We start from the raw sequence: 16,645 nt of genomic DNA, 5'->3' as shown, positions 1-16,645 counted from the left end.
GGGGTGCCTTGTGAGGTTCGCTGTGTCCGCCAATCCCCCTGTCTACGCTGCTGTTGGCGACCTGCGCGGTATGGCGCGCATCGCGCCTGACGCCACGCTGGTCGATCTGGTGCTCCATCGCGGAGCCGCGCGGCCGCGCGGCGACCGGCCGTTGCTGAATCTGCATATCGACGGGCAGGCACGCTGGTCTCAGGCCTACGTGCCGGGCACCAACGTCCTTGAAACCACCATTCACGCCGGCGACGGCGAATTGCAGATCGTGGACTTCATGCCCCTGGCCGAAGCGCGGGCGGGGCAGGGCGACAGCGTGGCGCGTGGTGCATTCATCCGGATTATCACGTGCACGGAAGGTTCGGTGTCCCTGCGGCTGGCGCATGGCATCGCCCCGGGCATCGCATTTTCCTGCTCGCGACCCGTGGCTTCCACGGGTGATGTGAGTACCACGGCGGCGCGCCTGTCGCGTGGCGAGAGTATCGCCGTGATGCTCTCGGGCACGGCAGAAACCGTTACGCTGCCGCAGGCACTGCACGACCTGGGCGACACCATGCATTACTGGTCCTGGTGGAGCGATCGCTGCCGATACACGGACGAGGATGCCTCGGAGCGTCTTCGCGAGGCACTTGGCCTCAAGCTCGCGATGGGCGCGAATGGCGAGGGCCTGTTGAACGACGATGGGCAGCCCGCGTCACCCGCGGAGCGTGCACGCGCGGCCTCCCTTTTCGCCGCGCTCGGCTTTCGCAACGAGGCTTCCCAGCTGGTTGACTCCGTGGCAGCAGAGCCGCCGTGCCTGCGGGGCGACGGCGCTCAGGTGCGCATGATGTCCGACAGTCCGCTGCGCTGACGCGCGACGATCAGGGAAAGTCGCGCTGGACCAGCGGCGACATGTTGCCCGCGGCATCCAGGCCAATGGCGCAGAATCGCTGGGGCCGTTCCGCCTTGTACAGCGTTTCCCACATCTTGATGGGAAGAAAATATCCGTCCATCACGTGGCAATCGGTGCTGGCGGCAGGCCCGTGCTTGACCCTCAGCCCCACGATTTCGCTGGGCCGCTTCTGGGCGTACACATACCAGGCCACGTCATTTTCCTTGTCCATGACAATGGCCGGCAGCTCCGTGGGCGGCGTCTCGTCGATTTCGTGCAGCACCACCGTGGCAAAAGCGTCCGGCTGCCACGCTGCTTCGTCGCTGGCCTTTCCTACGACACACAGCTTGTAGATGCCTTGTGCGCTGCCCACCGGCAGGCCGATGAGCGGCTGCGTTGCCGCATCGGTGGCGGGACCGTAGCCTGATGAGTCCGCGCAGTTCACCTGATCGGCCAGGCCACTCTTGTAGCGGATGGACAGGGTGCCTGCTTCCACACGCATCGCCCAGTTGACCGGACGGAGCGTTCCCTGCTCGTCGGCGATGCGGCTTTGGGTCATCCAGGACGGCCGCTCGCGCTTCAGTACCACGCCACGCCCGTTATCCAGCTGGCTGACGTCCAGCGTGCTGTCCGGCCGGATGGCCCGGGCGAGGTTGCTGACAGGAATGAAGTACGTGGCGCCGCTTCGGGAATAACCCACCGGTTGCGCGAGTTCGCAAGGGCGGTTCTCGCCGCAGCCGTTGAGCTCCGCGTCCACGACGGTATTCATTACGCCCACCACCTCGGATGCACCGTTGCGGACCAGTGGCGCACCCGACGAACCGCCGGCGACCTTCGCACAGTTGCTGGCGACCGCGTCGTTCCAGAGCCAGGGTGCGAGATCTTCGTAGACAACGTGGTGCGCGCCTGTCTCGCACACGGAGTGCCGCATGAAGCGCTCCTCGGTGGCGATGCCATTGACCGGGATGTGCGCCAGTTCAACGACGGTGCCCGGCGTCACGGGCACCACGCTGAAATGCAGCGGGGTGATGCCGAGGCGGGCCAGGTCGCCATAAGTTTCACGCAGGCGGAACACCGCGATATCCACGCCTTTCATGGTGGCGTAGAGCGTGCGCTCCACCACCAGCGGGTGATGGTTCGCCTGGTTGTCGTAGAAATAGTCTGGTGTGAAGGTCCACCCGTCCGGAGCGGGTGCGTCGACGGTCACGTCGTTCGCGCCAAACTTTCCGGCACAGTGTCCGGCCGCCAGGACGAGCGCGTGCGTCTGTGGCGATGGCGCGTCGGTGCCTGCGATCACGGTAGCCGAACAGCTCTTGTACGCTGCCAGTTTGCCCACCGCCCGGAATCGCTGGGCGCCCGGTGCCGTGGACGCGATGAGATCGCCGTTGTCACGTGCCGAGCGCGTTGCCTCACGCGGCGCCGCTGGCGAACAGACACCCGATGCGGCTGCGATGGCCATCGCCACCGATGCTGATACGACCCATGACTTGCGCATATGACATTCACCTGTTCGTGTTGGCTGCTTTTCGCATGACGTCGTGGGCAGGCGCACCTGCTGGCTACGGGAAGTCGCGATGGGCGGGCGGTGACGCATTGAGTGCGTTATCGAATCCAAGCGCACAGAACCGCCATGGCGCCTGTTCCTTGCGCAGCACTTCCCACGGCTTTCTCGACGTGAAATAGCCAGCAGGATCGTTGCAGTCCGTTGTATCGCGCGGGCCGAATTTGACCTTGACGCGCGTAATTTCGTTCGGGCTCTTGTAGCTGTTGACCTGCCACACGCTGCCGACTCCGTTGCCAAGAAGGGCAATGCCGGGAGGATGGGACGGTGGCGTGTCGTCGATCTGGTGCAGTACGACAGTTGCACGCGCTTCCGGCTGCCACGGCGCACTTGCGTCGGCCTGTCCAATGACGCAGAGCATGTAGATGCCTTCGTGCTCGGGCACCAGCAGCGTCGTGAGCGGTTGCGTGCCCGCATCAATCTGCGAGCTGTAACCGGCCGGATCTTCGCAGCGCAGCTGATCACCCAGACCGGTTTTGTAGCGGATGAAGCGCGTGCCATCTTCCACGCGTATCGACCAGGTGGCCCGATGCAGCACTCCTTGTGCATCGGGTATCTTGCTCTGCGTGATCCAGTCCTCGGTCTCACGCTTCAATACCACGTCGTGGCCGGTATCCAGCCGGCTCAGGTCCAGCTTGCTCTCCGGCGTGATGGCCCGGGCGATCTCGACGGCCGACACAAAATACTTGGCGCCGGCCTCGGAGTGGCCTGCCGGTTGAACCAGTTCGCATGGGCGCGAGAGGCCGCAGCCGTCCAGCGTGGTCGCGACCATCGTGTTCACGACGCCCACGATCTCCGACGCATCCTTCAGCACCAGCGGCGAGCCCGAAGTGCCTTGAGCCACGCGCGCGCAATCAATGGTTCCCGCATCCGGCCAGATCCACGGCGGATCATCCTCATAGATCCGGTGGTGCGCTCCCGCGTGACATACGGAGTGGCGCAGGTATAGCTCATCACCGGGAACGTCCATCACGGGGATGTGCGCCAGTTCGACGGTAACCTCGGGCACAGCGGCCGTCTGGCTGATGTGCATCGGCGTGATGCCCAGTTTTTCCATGTCGCCGTAGGTGCCGCGCAACTGGAGCACCGCGACGTCCACGCCTTTCATCGTGGCGTAGAGAATGCGGTCAACGGCGAAGGGATGATGCCGGTCCTTCGTGTCAAAAAAATAGGCAGGCGTAAATTGCCACCCGTTCGGAGCGGGTTGATCGACCATCACGTCATTGCCGCCGAATCGTGCCGCGCAGTGTCCGGCCGTCAGTACGAGTGCCGGCGTATCCGGTGACGGCGTTGCGGTGCCAGCCACAAGCGATGCCGTGCAGTGCAGGTGGCCGACCAGCTGGCCGACGGCACGGAATCGTTGGGCACCGGGTGCGGTCGACGCCAGAAGATCACCGTTATCGCGGCTGTTGGCTTTCCCCTGCACGTGCCGCGCGGGCGATGCGGTAGCAGTCCACACCGCGACGGCCAGCACGATGCACGCCGATACCCACCATGACTTGCCCATACAGCCTCCCTCTGCTCGTATGTATCCCTTCGCACGCCGCGTGGTCAGGGAAGCATGCACAGATGATCGTGCCGCGAGCGCAGACGGTAGACCGATTCTGCGTGGCTGGAACATACGTCTTCAGGTGTAGTCCTCGCGCGGCCGAAGATACGCTTTCATCGGTCATGCCCGGATATGAAGGAGCTAAGCCGCCAGCATCGCCCCTGCAGCCAGCGCAGCGAAATACTCGCGGGTCAGGCGCAGTTGTGTGTCGGCGGTGTCGGCGCGGTTGACGACGTCGCGGAAGGCTGCGTTTTCGGGGCGGTCTTTCGCGTACCAGCCCAGATGCTTGCGTGCGATGCGCACGCCCTGGCGCTCACCATAGAACGCATAGAGGTGTTCGAGGTGGCCGGTGAGGATGGTGCAGACTTCCATCGCGTCGGGTTCGGGCAGTGTTTCGCCCGTGGCGAGATAGTGTGCGATTTCGCGGAAGATCCACGGGCGGCCCTGTGCACCGCGGCCCACCATGACGGCGTCCGCGCCAGTCACCGCGAGTACGTGGCGTGCCTGCTCCGGCGTGGTCACGTCACCGTTGGCCATCACCGGAATGCGCACGGCAGCTTTCACGGCTGCGATGGTGTCGTATTCCGCGTGGCCTTCGTATTTGTCCGCGCGCGTGCGGCCGTGCACGGCAAGCGCCGCAATGCCTGCATCTTCAGCGATGCGCGCGATGGTCAGGGCGTTGCGGTTGTCCCGATCCCACCCTGTGCGGATTTTCAGCGTGACCGGTACGTCCACGGCATCGACCACCGCCTTGACGATGCGCGCGACCAGCGGCTCATCCTGAAGCAGGGCGGAGCCGGACCACACATTGCAGACCTTCTTCGCGGGGCAGCCCATGTTGATGTCGACAATCTGCGCACCGTTGTCCACGTTGTAGCGTGCGGCATCAGCCAGCATGCCCGGATCGTAGCCGGCAATCTGCACGCTGATGGGGTCCGGTTCGCCCGTGTGATCCATGCGATGCAGCGACTTGCGCGTTTGCCACAGGCGCGGATCGGCGGTGGTCATTTCCGAGACAGCCAGACCCGCGCCCATCTGCTTGCAGAGCAGGCGGAACGGTTTGTCGGTGACGCCAGCCATGGGAGCGAGCACCACGGCAGGGGAGATGGCATAAGGGCCGATGTGCATGGGGCGCATTTTAGAGCCCCGGAGCGGGCGGGGCCAGTGCGGCCGCCGCCCGTTCCTGAACGGTCAATTTTCCAGCGTGAGATCCGCCGCCAGCGGTACGTTGTTGGACGCGTTGCCCACGAAAATGCGGAATTTGCCCGGATCGACCTGCCAGTCATGTCGTTTCACGTCGTAATAGGCGAACGCACGGCGGTCCAGCTTGAGGGTGACATGGCCGGTCTGGCCGGGTGCCAGGCGCAGCTTTTGGAAGCCTTTCAGCTCACGAGCCGGGCGTGCCACGCGGGCGGACGGATCGCCGACGTAGACCTGCACGACCTCCGCGCCTTCACGCGGGCCGGTGTTGGTCACGTCCAGATCCACCGTGATCGTGTCTCCCACGTGCGCCTTGCTTGCAGACAACTTGAGGTTCGCGAGGCGGAAGGTGGTGTAGCTGAGGCCATAGCCAAAGGGATAAAGCGGCTGCGTCTTGCCAGGGTTGCTCACGTACCAGCGATACCCGAGGAACACGCCCTCACCATAGGACACCGTGGGATGCGTGCCGGCCGGGTGAGGCGGGGCGTCGTAGAAGTTGTGCACCGGGTTGTCCGCAAACTGGCGTTCAAAGCTGATCGGAAGTTTGCCTTCCGGCGAGCGTGCGCCGAAGAGCACCTCGGCGATGGCCTGACCGCCTTCCTGTCCCGGGTACCAGTTCTGCAACAGCGCAGGCACCTTGCCGAGCCAGCGATCGGTGGCGTACGCACCGCCCGAGGTCACGGTGACGATGGTCTTCGGGTTCGCGTGCGCTACCGCTTCGATCAGCGCTTCCTGTCCCCAGGGCAGGTCGAAGGTCCGGTCATACGCTTCGCTTTCGGAGCTTGGGTCGAAGCCCACCGCCACCACGGCGGCATCAGCCGATGCGGCGATACGGCGCGCGTCCTCGGAAATCAGATCCTGTAGTGAAACAACGCCCAGGCCCATGCGGCTGTAGCTCACGTCCGGTCGATAATCCAGGCGGATGTCCACGGGCTTGCCTGCGGTGAGTTCCAGCGTGGCATACAGCGGTGCCTGACCTTCGCGCTCCGGCTGCGTGGTGACCGGCTTGCCGTCCACGAACAGCGTATAGGTGTCCTTGCTGGCGGCAGCGGTCAGAAAGAGGAATTTGCCGCTGGTCTTTGGCACGAAGCGGCCACTCCAGCGGATGCTCTTTCGCTCAACGGCAGGCGTGGTCCAGAGCTCGGGCTTCCATTGGTCGACTTTCGAGTCAACAAGGCTTGCAGACGGCTTGCCGGAGAAATCCGGATTGTCGTACGACTCGCGGGTCAGTCCCGTTTTTCCATCAGCCGTGGTGAAAGCCTCCTGCTTGAATACCTGATCGGGCGAGGGCAGGCCGCGTGCGTACAGCACGCGTACCTTGTCGCCGAATTGATCGGAAATGCCGGTGAGAATGCTCTGGGTGCGCACCGTGTCGATGTGCGAGCTGCCGCCTGCGCTGGCGTTGCCTGGATGCGCAGCCGGGCCGATCACGGCAATCGTGCGCACTTTCGTGGCATCCAGTGGCAGCACGCCGTTGTTCTTCAGCAGCACCAGGGCTTCGCGTGCGGACTGCAATGCAACCTGATTGTTGTCGCGGTCGAACATGCCGATGGACAGGTCTTTCTGCTCGCGATCCAGGAAGCCGAAGCGTACGGCCGTGCGCAGCAGGCGGCGAATCTTGTCGTCCAGCACCGCTTCAGACAGGCGGCCATCGCGCAACGCCGGAAGAATGGTTTCCGGATTCATCGCGGTGGCCGCCGGCATTTCGATATCGAGGCCGGCATTGAACGCCTTGATGCCGTCGTGAGTAGCTTCCCAGTCGGACATCAGAAGCCCACGAAAGCCCCACTCGTCTTTAAGGATGCCGCGGCTGATGGGTTTGTTTTCCGAGAGGTAATCCCCGTTGACCAGGTTGTAGCTGGTCATCACCGCGCCCACGTGTGCATCCTTGACGGCCATTTCAAAGGCGGGCAGATACAGCTCGCGCAGCGTGCGCTCGTCGATGATCGTGTTGAGGTTGCGGCGGTCGAACTCGGAGTTGTTGGCCGCGAAGTGCTTCACGGTGGCGACCACGCCCTGGCCCTGCACACCGTTGATGAAGCCCGAAGCCATTTTGCCCGCCAGCAGCGGATCTTCACCGAAGTACTCCATGTTGCGGCCGTTCTGCGGTGCGCGATAAAGATTCACGCCCGGGCCCAGCAGGAAATGCACGCCACGGGCGCGTGCATCGCGGCCCAGGGCTTTGCCCACCTGTTCGGCCAGTGCCGGATCGAAGCTGGCCGCCAGGCCGATGCCTGCGGCGTACGCCGTGGACGGGCCCGGAGCGCGCACGCCGAAAGGACCGTCGACCATGGTGAGTCTGGGAAGGCCGATGGCGTCGATGGGACGCACATAGAAATTCTCGACACCGCCCAGCAACGAAACTTTCTGTTCAATCGTCAGTTTGCCCAGCAGCGCATCAACGCGTTGATCCACGGCCGGGTCATTCACGTCGGCAACCTGTGCGGATACGGCGCCGATGGTCAGGGCGGTGGCCAGCGCGGCGGCAAGTGCTTTCTTCAGCATGGAGCTTTCCTCTTAAAACGTGGACAGGCGAACGTGCAGCACCTGCGGCACATCGGTGAAATTGAGGCCGTAGTCGGTCTGATCGCCGTTCCAGATGCGATCGAAGATCCACTTGCCGTTCTCGTAGTGACCTTCCTCAACGCGGGCCATGATGAAGTTGCGCCCGGCGTGAGCCTTGCCGTTGCCGAAATTCACGCGCGCGTGGCGGCCGGTGACAAGAAATTCGTCCTTGCCAATTTGTCCGATGAGCACGCCGCCCTTCAGCTCAGTGTTGCCCGGTGCGGGGTCCACGCCGAATTGCGGCTGGCCGTAGCCCACGCGGGCGGACCATTCGCCCAGATCGAGATCCTGGGTATGGGTTTCTTCCGGCTCCGACGCACCCCACAGCTTGCCCTGCCACGAGAGGTCGGCCAGCACGTCGATGAACGGCGCGAGCAGCGCGTAGTTGGCTGCGAACGGTTCGAGCGCATCGGCGTCGATCTTGCGCGCACCCAGCGGGTAGTTGGAGTAACCGGTGAAGTCGATGCCGAATGGCGAGAAGCCCAGGCCGCGCTTTCCCAGTGCGGCAAAGACATAGCGCGCATAGGGCTTCGAGCTGCCGGTTTCGGCCACGAATAGTGCATTGTCGGGACGCGCATAACGGTCGATCACTGCCGTGTAGCGTGCGTAGTCGGGCATGTAGATGTCCGGCCCCAGTGTGGCGAGCGTGGGTGCGGCGGCCTTCCACACATCCAGCACGTTGTCGGTGGGGCCGCCACTTTCGTAGCCCCCAGCGGGGCCCGGCTTGAACGGATCACGCAGCGCCGCGTTCGCATACATCGGGATGTCGTAGACATCCTTGCCGGCTTTGGCGACCTGTTCGATGAAGTGAGCGACCGACCATGCATGGAAATATTCTCCGGCGTCGGCGCCATAAACCTGTTGCCAGTTGCCCGCGGACTTATGAGTGCGCTGGAGCAGGGCATCGGGTACCGGTCCCGCAAACAGCTTGTCGGCAGCCGGAGAGTGATCGCGGTCGGTGCCGTAGGTTCCCGCTTCGTTTTCCACCTGCATCATGATGACCGTGTGGCGGTCGCCGTCGATGGCGCGCAGGTGCTTCATCAGCGCGACGAATGCCTTGCGGTCGGCTTCCAGTGTCGCCGGGTTGTGTGGCGACAGCGAGCCGAGCTGCTTGCCGTCACGGTTGAGCACGCGCGGAAAGCGGGCATTGTCCAGTTTCACCCATTCAGGCGCGTAGCCAGGACCGTTGTTCTTCCACGTGGCGAACCACAGAAGCACCAGGCGAACCTTGTGTTCGCGAGCCTGTCCTACCAGCGAGTCCAGAAAGCTGAAATCGAACTGGCCTTCTTTCGGCTCGACCTGTTCCCACGCGATGGGCACCTGCACGGTATTGGCGTGCATGTATTCAACGGCGGGCCACACCTTTTCCATCGCGGAAGGCCACGCGCTGGAGTTGTTCACCTGCGCGCCAAGAATCAGGTAGGGCTTGCCATCCACCATCAGGGCATGACGGCCGTTCTCATTCACGACGCGAGGCGCTTCGGCTGCCAGGGTCATGGTCGGGATCAGGGCAAGCGCGAGCGCGCTGCTGAGCAAACGTGATTTCATCGCGCGCTTCCTGCGGTAGGGCCGTTGCTTCGGAACGGCGATGCAGGGATGCCATCAGCGTTCGTGAGGTTGGCTTTATCGGGATTGGATTGCCATGCGTAACGCACGGCCACGGGAGTGACTACATCGGTGCTTTGCACCACAACGCTGTTGCCCTGAATGTGAGCGGTTGCCGGGTGGAACCGGCCATCGCTGCCGGCCACTTCAAAACCGACCGGACCACCGCCGCCGCGAACCGCCAGCGTGCCGCCGTAGAGGTTGAAGTTCACGGTGGCCCGGCCGTTGGCAAACGTCGCATCGTGATAGCGCGGTCCAGACCAGACACCGCCATCGCCGAAAGCGACGTGGCGCATGGCCATCGCAAGCCGGTGGCCAACGTCCTGCTTGTTGGTCGGGTGGATGTTGTCCGGATTGCCGATGTCGATGATGACCGCTTCGCCCGTGGCGGGCAGCGCGAGGTTTGCTGACTGCGACTCGCGAAGCTCGGCCCACGGGCTGGATGATGGCGTGTCATTGCCAGCGGTCCAGTTGGCCAACTGCACCCAGACGAAGGGCAGCGCCGGCTGCTTCCACTCGCTACGCCACTGGCGGATGAGGCCGGCAAACTGGTCGCGATAGGCAAGCGCTTCGGCGCTGGTGGCGGCATTGCCCTCACCCTGATACCAGAGCACGCCGCGAATCGGCATGCCCAGCAACGGATGAATCATCTTGTTGTACAGCAACGTGGCGAGCTGATTTTTGCCATCGGTTCCCGATACGGTGACGTTGTCCGGGCGGAACAGCCAGGTGCCGTCGATGGGACGCTTTACGCCGCCATCGGGCTGTACGAACAGCAAATCGCTGTCTCCATGGATACCACCACCGGCACCCAGGTCAGTGACTTTCACGACGAGGCTGTTGGTGCCTGCATGCAGATGCGAGGCGGCCACGTGATAAGCGCGCACGCCGTTCCATTGTTCCTTCGTTTCGCCAATTTGTTCGCCGTTGACGAAGGTATTGTCGCTGTCGTCCACCATGGCCAGGCCTAGCGTGATGCCGCGCGTGGCCTCTCTGGCAGTCAGTGTGAACGTGGTGCGATACCACGCGATGCCGTCCATGCCGTAGTAACCCTGCGACTCCCAATAGCCTGGCACGGTGATGGGCACCCACTCTCTCGTGTCCAGATCAGGGGAAGACCATGGCAGGCCTGCGTGGGGGGTCGGATCATTCCAGCGGCTGAGGCGCTGGCGGGTTTCGTTGGTGGCAACCCGTTCCTTGTCGTCCATCTTTTTCATCGTGGCGACGATATCGGCGGGGTTCACACCGGCCGTTCTGGCGTTCATCCACGTTTCGATGCGGCTGCCGCCCCAGGTGCTGTTCATCAGTCCCTGCGGCACGCCGCTCTTGCGCTCCATCTCGCGTGCGAAGAACCAGCAGGCCGCGCTGAACGAGCCTACGGTAGCGGGCGTGGCGGCTTGCCACTCACCGCCTGCAAGGCGATCTTCGGGGGCGGGCGCCCAGGAGTTGGGAACCTTGAAATGGCGGATGGCGTTATCCGTGCCGTTGGCGATTTCCTTCGCGGCATCGCGGCCCTGCGACACCATGAACTCCATGTTCGACTGCCCGGAGCAGAGCCATACATCGCCTACCAGCACGTCGCTGACGCGGCGCTTGTCCGTGCCGTCGTCAAGTTCAAGGACGTATGGGCCGCCTGCGTGGTGCGCGGGCAGCGTGATGTCGAAGCGTCCATCCTTGCCGGCTTTTGCGCTGGCCTGCGCGCCGTCGAAGGTGGCCTGTACCGTCGCTCCGGGTGCTGACCAGCCCCAGATGTGCATGGGCTGATCGCGCTGAAGGACCGCGTGGTCGCTGTACATCAGGGGAAGCTCGATGTGCGCCTGGGCGGCGAAAGGCAACGTCAGAGCGACAAGCGCCGCAAGGGCTTTCGTTCGCGCCCACAGGGGCGGCAGAGGCTTATTGATTTGGATCACCATAGAAAATTCCTCTTCCTCCCGTGGCGAAGTACACGCGGCCGAAGACGCGCGGGTCGCCCGTAACGTGGCCGACGCGGCCGAACTGGTGCGCGTCGTCGTTGATTCGTGTCCAGCTCGCTCCGTTGTCGCTGGAGCGATAGATGCCGCGTTTTCCGTCGAGCTTGCCAGCGACGAACAGTGTCGCCACATCGCTGCCCGGAGCGGCTTTACCTATGCCCATGGAATCGGCCAGCGTGATGCCGCGCGCGCGGCCAAGCAGCGTGCCATCATCGCGTCCGTGCACCGCACCTGTCGCGGTCGCGATCCACAGTTCACCGGATCGGTGTGGCACGGCCAGCACGTCAGCCACGCCGATGCTCAGCGCATCGGCGAATGCACCGCTCATCGCGACAAAGGATTGGCCCGCGTTGTGGCTGACGTACAGACGTCCAGTTCCTGGCGACCACGCGTAGAAGCGGTGCGGGTCGACCCGGTCAGCCAGTACGCGTGCATCCGCGGGAACTCCGCTGGCCTGAATCCAGTGCTGGCCATGATCGCGGGTCACCCACGCGGCGCTGGCGCGCGTGGGCAACCAGAGAATGGCGCTGCCATCCGGAGCAATGGCGATGCTTCCCGCGCCACTGCCGTCGGTCGGTTCGCTCGCAAGGGCTTTCCAGCTGGCGCCTGCATCCTCCGACCATGCGGCGCGAACAGCTGTGGGTGTGCCACGGATGCGTCCGGCACGCACCGCGATGTGCGGCGCGAGGCCAGCGATGTCGATGCTTTCGGTATTCATGTAGCGCGGCGGCCCTGCCAGTTGCAGCGGCGCACGCGTCAGGTCGTCGTGGCGGAAACCATCCAGATCGCCCACCGCGCTGATGAGCGAAGGGCCGCGCGAAGGACTTGCGAGGCCCAGTGGCACGGTCTCTTCCAGACCGTCGTCCTGGAACCACCAGTTCACCCGCGCGCCTTTGTCGAACGCCTGGAGATTGCGCGACGCCCAGATCCCGTAGCCCGTGACGAACATCGCGTGATCGCTGTCATGCGGGTCGATGACTACCGTGGTCATCCAGTGTGGCGTGTGGTCACGCGTCCAGGCGGCCGAGGTGTGTTCGAAGTCAGAGCGCGCGAATAATTCCTGCCAGTGCGCACCACCATCTGTACTGCGAAACAGCAGGTCGCCTGCGGGAAGATAGTGTGCGTGCGTGCTGGCGAGAAGCCGCTCCGGATGGTGCGCGTCAACGGCGATGTCGCCCCAGCCAAAGCCGCTTGGCTTGCCGTTGCGAGGGATGGGCGTGATGTCTGTCCATGTGGCTGTCGCGGGCTGGTAATGCCAGATCGCACCATCATGCATGCTGTCCGGGCCCGGCTCGTCCGCGAAGGTCAGGTACCAGCCGCCGCGCCCATCATCTCGCATGTGCGTTGGGCGCAGACCGATGGGTTGTCCGGCAACGGCCTGCCATGTGAGGCCATCGTCCGTGGATTGAAACAGCGACGTATCGCGCGTGGACACGCCGGCATAAAGAATGTTTTTTCCATACACCGTGAACACGATGCCGATGGCCTGGCGTCGCCAGCTGTTTTCGGCCGTTGCGGCCGGAGACGTGGCGACGGATGGAAAGCGGCTGACGCGTTGCCACGTAACGCCACGGTTATCGCTTCGCCACAACCCTTCGCTGCGGGAGCCAAACATCAGACGCCGGCCATCCGCGGGGTTCACGGACAGGCGTTCGCCATTGCCGCGACCGAGTTCGTTGCCGCCAAGCTTGAAGGGAAGGTCGGTGCGCGCGAAGGTGGCGCCGCGATCGTCCGAGCGCAGGATCGCGCCGTTGCCGACCTTGTCGGTGGTGTACGTGCCTGCGGCGAGATAAAGGCGTTTCGGATCTGAAGGGTCGAGCGCGAAGCTGTCGATGCCGGCGAGATTGAAATCGTCCGCATCTATCCAGTCAGTGAGGGGTATCCAGCGGGAGGCATCTGCATCCCAGCGATAGGCACCACCCACATCCGTGCGGGCATAGCACAGCCCTTTCACCGCGCTGTGGCAGACGATGCCGCTGACGTAGCCACCGCCGCCGATTCGCACGCTGTTCCACGTATATGGCGTGGAAGAAGACGCCGCCAGCGTGGGGACCGACCAGGCAAGCAGCACGCTGGCCACGCATCGTTGTCGCAGGAATGTGCCCATCGTTTCCCCTTTCGAGCCCTGACATGCCGACGGCCCGCGCAAGGCGGGCCGTCGGTTGAACGATGAATCAGAAGCTGTACTGCGCTTTCAGATTGAACATGCGGTCGTTGATCTGCACATCGCGCGGACGGGTATCGAGGCCGAAGATCGTGGCACGCTTGGTGTTGGTGAGGTTCACCGCCGCGCCGGTCACCGAGAACTTGTCGTTGATGTGATAGGTGACCGAAGCATCCACCTGGCCGAACGCCTTGTCGTAGATCGGCAGGTTGCCCGTGCCGTTGCCTGCGGTGGTCTCTACCCACTGGCTGCGCCAGTTATAGGCAATGCGCGCGGAAATCGGGCCCTTTTCATACATCACGATGAAGTTGTAGCTGTTCTTGGACAGGCCTTCCAGCGGCACCTGGAGCGGGTTGCCCGAAGTATCCGTGGCGCTGGGGCTCGGGGCGCGGCTGTACACGTAGGTGTAGTTGGTCTGCACGCCAAGGCCCTTGAACGGGTCAGGCAGGAAATCGAAGAACGTCTGGTAGCCGACTTCCGCGCCCTTGATGATGCCGTTGTCGCCGTTCACCGGGCGGGTGATCTGGTACACCTGACCGTTGTAGGTTTCATTGGATACACCGTTGGCAATGAAGCCATCGACGTTCTTGAAGAACAGCGCTGCGTACACCATGCTGGTGGGCTGGTAGTACCACTCCAGCGACGTGTCGTACTGCTTTGCCTTCATCGGGCGCAGGTTGGGATTGCCCGCCGAGCCTGTAAACGTGTTGCCGCCGGAGGCATCCGGCGTGGACAGCGAGATGGTCGGGTTCATCTGGTCGAAGTTCGGACGCGTCAGGCCCTTGGACGCCGCAAAGCGCCACTGCAACGTATCGGTCAGATGGAAAGTCAGGTTGAGGCTGGGCAGGTACGAGTTGTACGTGCTGTCCACGTTGATTGCGTCGTACGTGCCGTTGCCCGTCGGGTTGGTCATGTAGCCGCTGGTGCCGACCTTCGTGCGAACCGCACGGATGCCGATGTTGCCGTCCACGGGGATGCTGCCCATGTGCCAGCCGAAGCGAAGCACGCCGTATGCGCCGTAGGTCTTCTCGGTCTGGTGGTTCGAGAGGTACGGGTTGTAGTTCAGCGGATCAGTGACGCCCAGGGCGGTCAGTGAGTTGGGATAGTCGGACAGCAGTGCCGGGTTCGGCGCGATCACGTCGCCGAAGGTGTTGGCGTTGCCGCGGAAGAAGTCATCAAAGGAGCTGACGACGTACTGGGACGACGGCAACGTGTTCAGCGGAATGCCGAAGTAGCTGAAGCGGTAGCCAGTGGTTTCCGTATCCGCCTTGCGGTCGGTGGTGCGTACGCCGAATTTCGCTGACTGGAAGAAGTCGCTGTCGAAGGTGTATTCGGCGTCGGCGCGCCATGCAAACTCGCGGCCCTTGCTGCGATCACGGTCATCCAGTGCGTAGCCCATCGTCTGGGTGTCCGGATTGGTCAGTGCGCCGTCGGGTACGGTCAGAATGGGAATGCCGCCGGAGATGTCCTGGTACATCGACGGCGACACGGTGTGCGTGTTGAGGATGTAACGGAAAGCATCCGTTGTGGCTTTGATGTACTGGAAATCCGTACTCAGCGTCAGCGAGTTGGTGGCGTTCCACGAACCGCCCCAGGAAATGTCGGTTGTCTTGGAGTGGCGCGTGGCAAGGCTGGAGTTGGCATCCACCGGAATGCCGGCGGTGTATGCGCCCGTGGACGCGTCGGTGGTGCCGCCGAAGGTGCCGCTCTGGAAATCACCGTTGGGCGCGAACGAGAACGGCGCCCCCGCCAGCGGCACCATGCCGTTGGCGCTGGAATAGCCGAACACCGAATAGTCTTTCCACTGGAACTTGTAGTCCGAACGCAGGCCTTGCAGATACAGTTCGGTGTCGTTGTTCGGGCGCCACTGCAGCGCAATGGATGTGCCCAGGCGCTTGCGGTCGCCGTAGGTTTCGCCGATGCCGCCGCCGTGCGGCACATTCAGGGTGCGCCCTTCGTAGCCCGGGTAGATCGTGTCCGGGCCACCTGAGCCTTCCTGCACCTGATAGAACGGTTCGGTTGAAACGACGTCCTGGCGAAACGAATGTTTCTGGTAGGCCACGTCGACCAGCACGCCGAACTCGCCCGCGTCGGTGTTCCAGCGGTCGCTGTACAGCGCTGAAGCGGACGGGTTGCCCTTGCTGATGAGGTCGCCGTAGTCGTATTCGCCAGTGACGGCGATCTTGCGGCCGGCGAAGTCGAACGGCTTGTGCGTGCGCAGGTTTACCGTACCGCCGAGGCCCCCTTCAATCACTTCGGCCGACGGGTTCTTGTACACGTCGATGCCTGCGAGCAGTTCGGACGGTACGTCCTCGAAGCTCAGCTGGCGGCCGCCGTTGGCGGTGAAGGCGTCCCGGCCGTTGATCTCGGTGCGCACCTGGGTCAGGCCGCGGATGGCGATGGAACTGCCCTCGCCATAGTTGCGGTCGATCTGGATGCCCGAGATGCGTTGCAGCGCTTCGGCCACGTTGCTGTCGGGCAGCTTGCCGATGTCTTCGGCGACGATGGAGTCGACGATCTGGTCGGCGTTCTGTTTGATGGACGCGGCAGATGCCATGGAGGCACGCACACCGGTAACCGTGACGCCGCCCAGTTCCGTGGCGGTCTGGTCGACGGGGCGGTTGGCCTCGGCTTTCTTCTCCGCGTCTGTCTTCTTCTTTGCCGGTGCGGGCGTGGCGGCCTGCGTGCCGGTGGTGCTGCTGTCCTGGGCGTGGACGGGTGCCTGCCACAGCGCAATGGCGATGGCGATGCCCGCCGAAAGGCGCGCGACGGTCAGGCGCTGTTCTGCGCGCTGGCCCGTGGTCAGTTCAGACCGGTGAATCATGTTTTGCTCTCCCCGAATGGTGTTCTTTCGTACCGGGAGGCGTTGCTCGCCGGACGTTATTCCGCAGTTGCCCCCGCTCGCGCTTCGCTGGCGGCGATGCGCTTGCCACTGTTGTTTCGCTTCGAAGCGGTGGCTTCGCAGACAGACGCCGGCCTCGATCCGGTGTCTTCCTCTACGCCCCTGACGCTCCACGGGGCTATCGCCCGGCTGGCGATGATTCCCCGACGAGCCACCCCCTGCTCCTGATCGACACACCCTTCGCCCCCGGGCAACGGTATGTGCATGACTGGGCTGCATGCTGGGGCGAGGCCCTTCCACACACAATTACGAAATTGCTCATCGTGT

General features: G+C 63.6%; 9 protein-coding genes. 1 reads left to right on the top strand and 8 read right to left on the bottom strand.

Translation table 11 applies throughout. From position 1 onward, the window contains the following. The first annotated feature begins 22 nt into the window (after nucleotides 1-22). Nucleotides 23-841: a hypothetical protein gene (locus FHW69_RS03090; protein WP_183421540.1), complete on the top strand. Its 819-nt coding sequence runs from the start codon at nucleotides 23-25 to the stop codon at nucleotides 839-841. Nucleotides 842-851: 10 nt separating this feature from the next. Here FHW69_RS03090 and FHW69_RS03085 read toward each other — a convergent pair whose 3' ends face one another. From FHW69_RS03085 to FHW69_RS03050, 8 genes are all read right to left on the bottom strand, one after another. Continuing rightward, nucleotides 852-2,357: a trypsin gene (locus tag FHW69_RS03085; RefSeq protein WP_183421539.1), complete on the bottom strand. Its 1,506-nt coding sequence runs from the start codon at nucleotides 2,355-2,357 to the stop codon at nucleotides 852-854. A gap of 64 nt (nucleotides 2,358-2,421) precedes the next feature. After that, nucleotides 2,422-3,930 (bottom strand): trypsin, encoded by a 1,509-nt coding sequence (locus FHW69_RS03080; protein WP_183421538.1) that lies wholly within the window; start codon nucleotides 3,928-3,930, stop codon nucleotides 2,422-2,424. A gap of 183 nt (nucleotides 3,931-4,113) precedes the next feature. After that, complete coding sequence (gene dusB, locus FHW69_RS03075) at nucleotides 4,114-5,100, bottom strand: tRNA dihydrouridine synthase DusB (RefSeq protein WP_183422253.1); 987 nt, start codon at nucleotides 5,098-5,100, stop codon at nucleotides 4,114-4,116. A 63-nt stretch (nucleotides 5,101-5,163) separates the two neighbouring features. Continuing rightward, a complete protein-coding gene (locus FHW69_RS03070) occupies nucleotides 5,164-7,677 on the bottom strand; it encodes a glycoside hydrolase family 3 C-terminal domain-containing protein (protein ID WP_183421537.1) in 2,514 nt (837 codons plus the stop codon). 12 nt (nucleotides 7,678-7,689) lie between these two features. Beyond that, nucleotides 7,690-9,234 (bottom strand): DUF5597 domain-containing protein, encoded by a 1,545-nt coding sequence (locus FHW69_RS03065; protein WP_255494652.1) that lies wholly within the window; start codon nucleotides 9,232-9,234, stop codon nucleotides 7,690-7,692. 47 nt (nucleotides 9,235-9,281) lie between these two features. Beyond that, nucleotides 9,282-11,255: a sialate O-acetylesterase gene (locus FHW69_RS03060; protein WP_183421535.1), complete on the bottom strand. Its 1,974-nt coding sequence runs from the start codon at nucleotides 11,253-11,255 to the stop codon at nucleotides 9,282-9,284. After that, a complete protein-coding gene (locus FHW69_RS03055) occupies nucleotides 11,236-13,419 on the bottom strand; it encodes a cellulase (RefSeq protein ID WP_255494491.1) in 2,184 nt (727 codons plus the stop codon). Before FHW69_RS03055 ends, FHW69_RS03060 begins: the two co-directional genes overlap by 20 nt. Before the next feature lie 67 nt (nucleotides 13,420-13,486). Beyond that, entirely contained in the window at nucleotides 13,487-16,300 is a 2,814-nt protein-coding gene (locus FHW69_RS03050) for a TonB-dependent receptor (protein ID WP_183421534.1), read from the bottom strand. Between the last annotated feature and the right edge of the window lie 345 nt (nucleotides 16,301-16,645).

This window comes from Luteibacter sp. Sphag1AF (genome assembly GCF_014192715.1).
Taxonomy (GTDB): Bacteria; Pseudomonadota; Gammaproteobacteria; order Xanthomonadales; family Rhodanobacteraceae; genus Luteibacter.
Note: the sequence above shows the minus strand (reverse complement) of the source record. Positions and strands in the feature narration are given on the sequence as shown.

Coding starts and splice junctions, on each gene's coding strand:
- FHW69_RS03085 (WP_183421539.1), bottom strand. CDS start 2,357: ATGCGCAAGTCATGGGTCGTATCAGCATCGGTGGCGATGGCCATCGCA.
- FHW69_RS03080 (WP_183421538.1), bottom strand. CDS start 3,930: ATGGGCAAGTCATGGTGGGTATCGGCGTGCATCGTGCTGGCCGTCGCG.
- dusB (WP_183422253.1), bottom strand. CDS start 5,100: ATGCACATCGGCCCTTATGCCATCTCCCCTGCCGTGGTGCTCGCTCCC.
- FHW69_RS03070 (WP_183421537.1), bottom strand. CDS start 7,677: ATGCTGAAGAAAGCACTTGCCGCCGCGCTGGCCACCGCCCTGACCATC.
- FHW69_RS03065 (WP_255494652.1), bottom strand. CDS start 9,234: ATGACCCTGGCAGCCGAAGCGCCTCGCGTCGTGAATGAGAACGGCCGT.
- FHW69_RS03060 (WP_183421535.1), bottom strand. CDS start 11,255: ATGGTGATCCAAATCAATAAGCCTCTGCCGCCCCTGTGGGCGCGAACG.
- FHW69_RS03055 (WP_255494491.1), bottom strand. CDS start 13,419: ATGGGCACATTCCTGCGACAACGATGCGTGGCCAGCGTGCTGCTTGCC.
- FHW69_RS03050 (WP_183421534.1), bottom strand. CDS start 16,300: ATGATTCACCGGTCTGAACTGACCACGGGCCAGCGCGCAGAACAGCGC.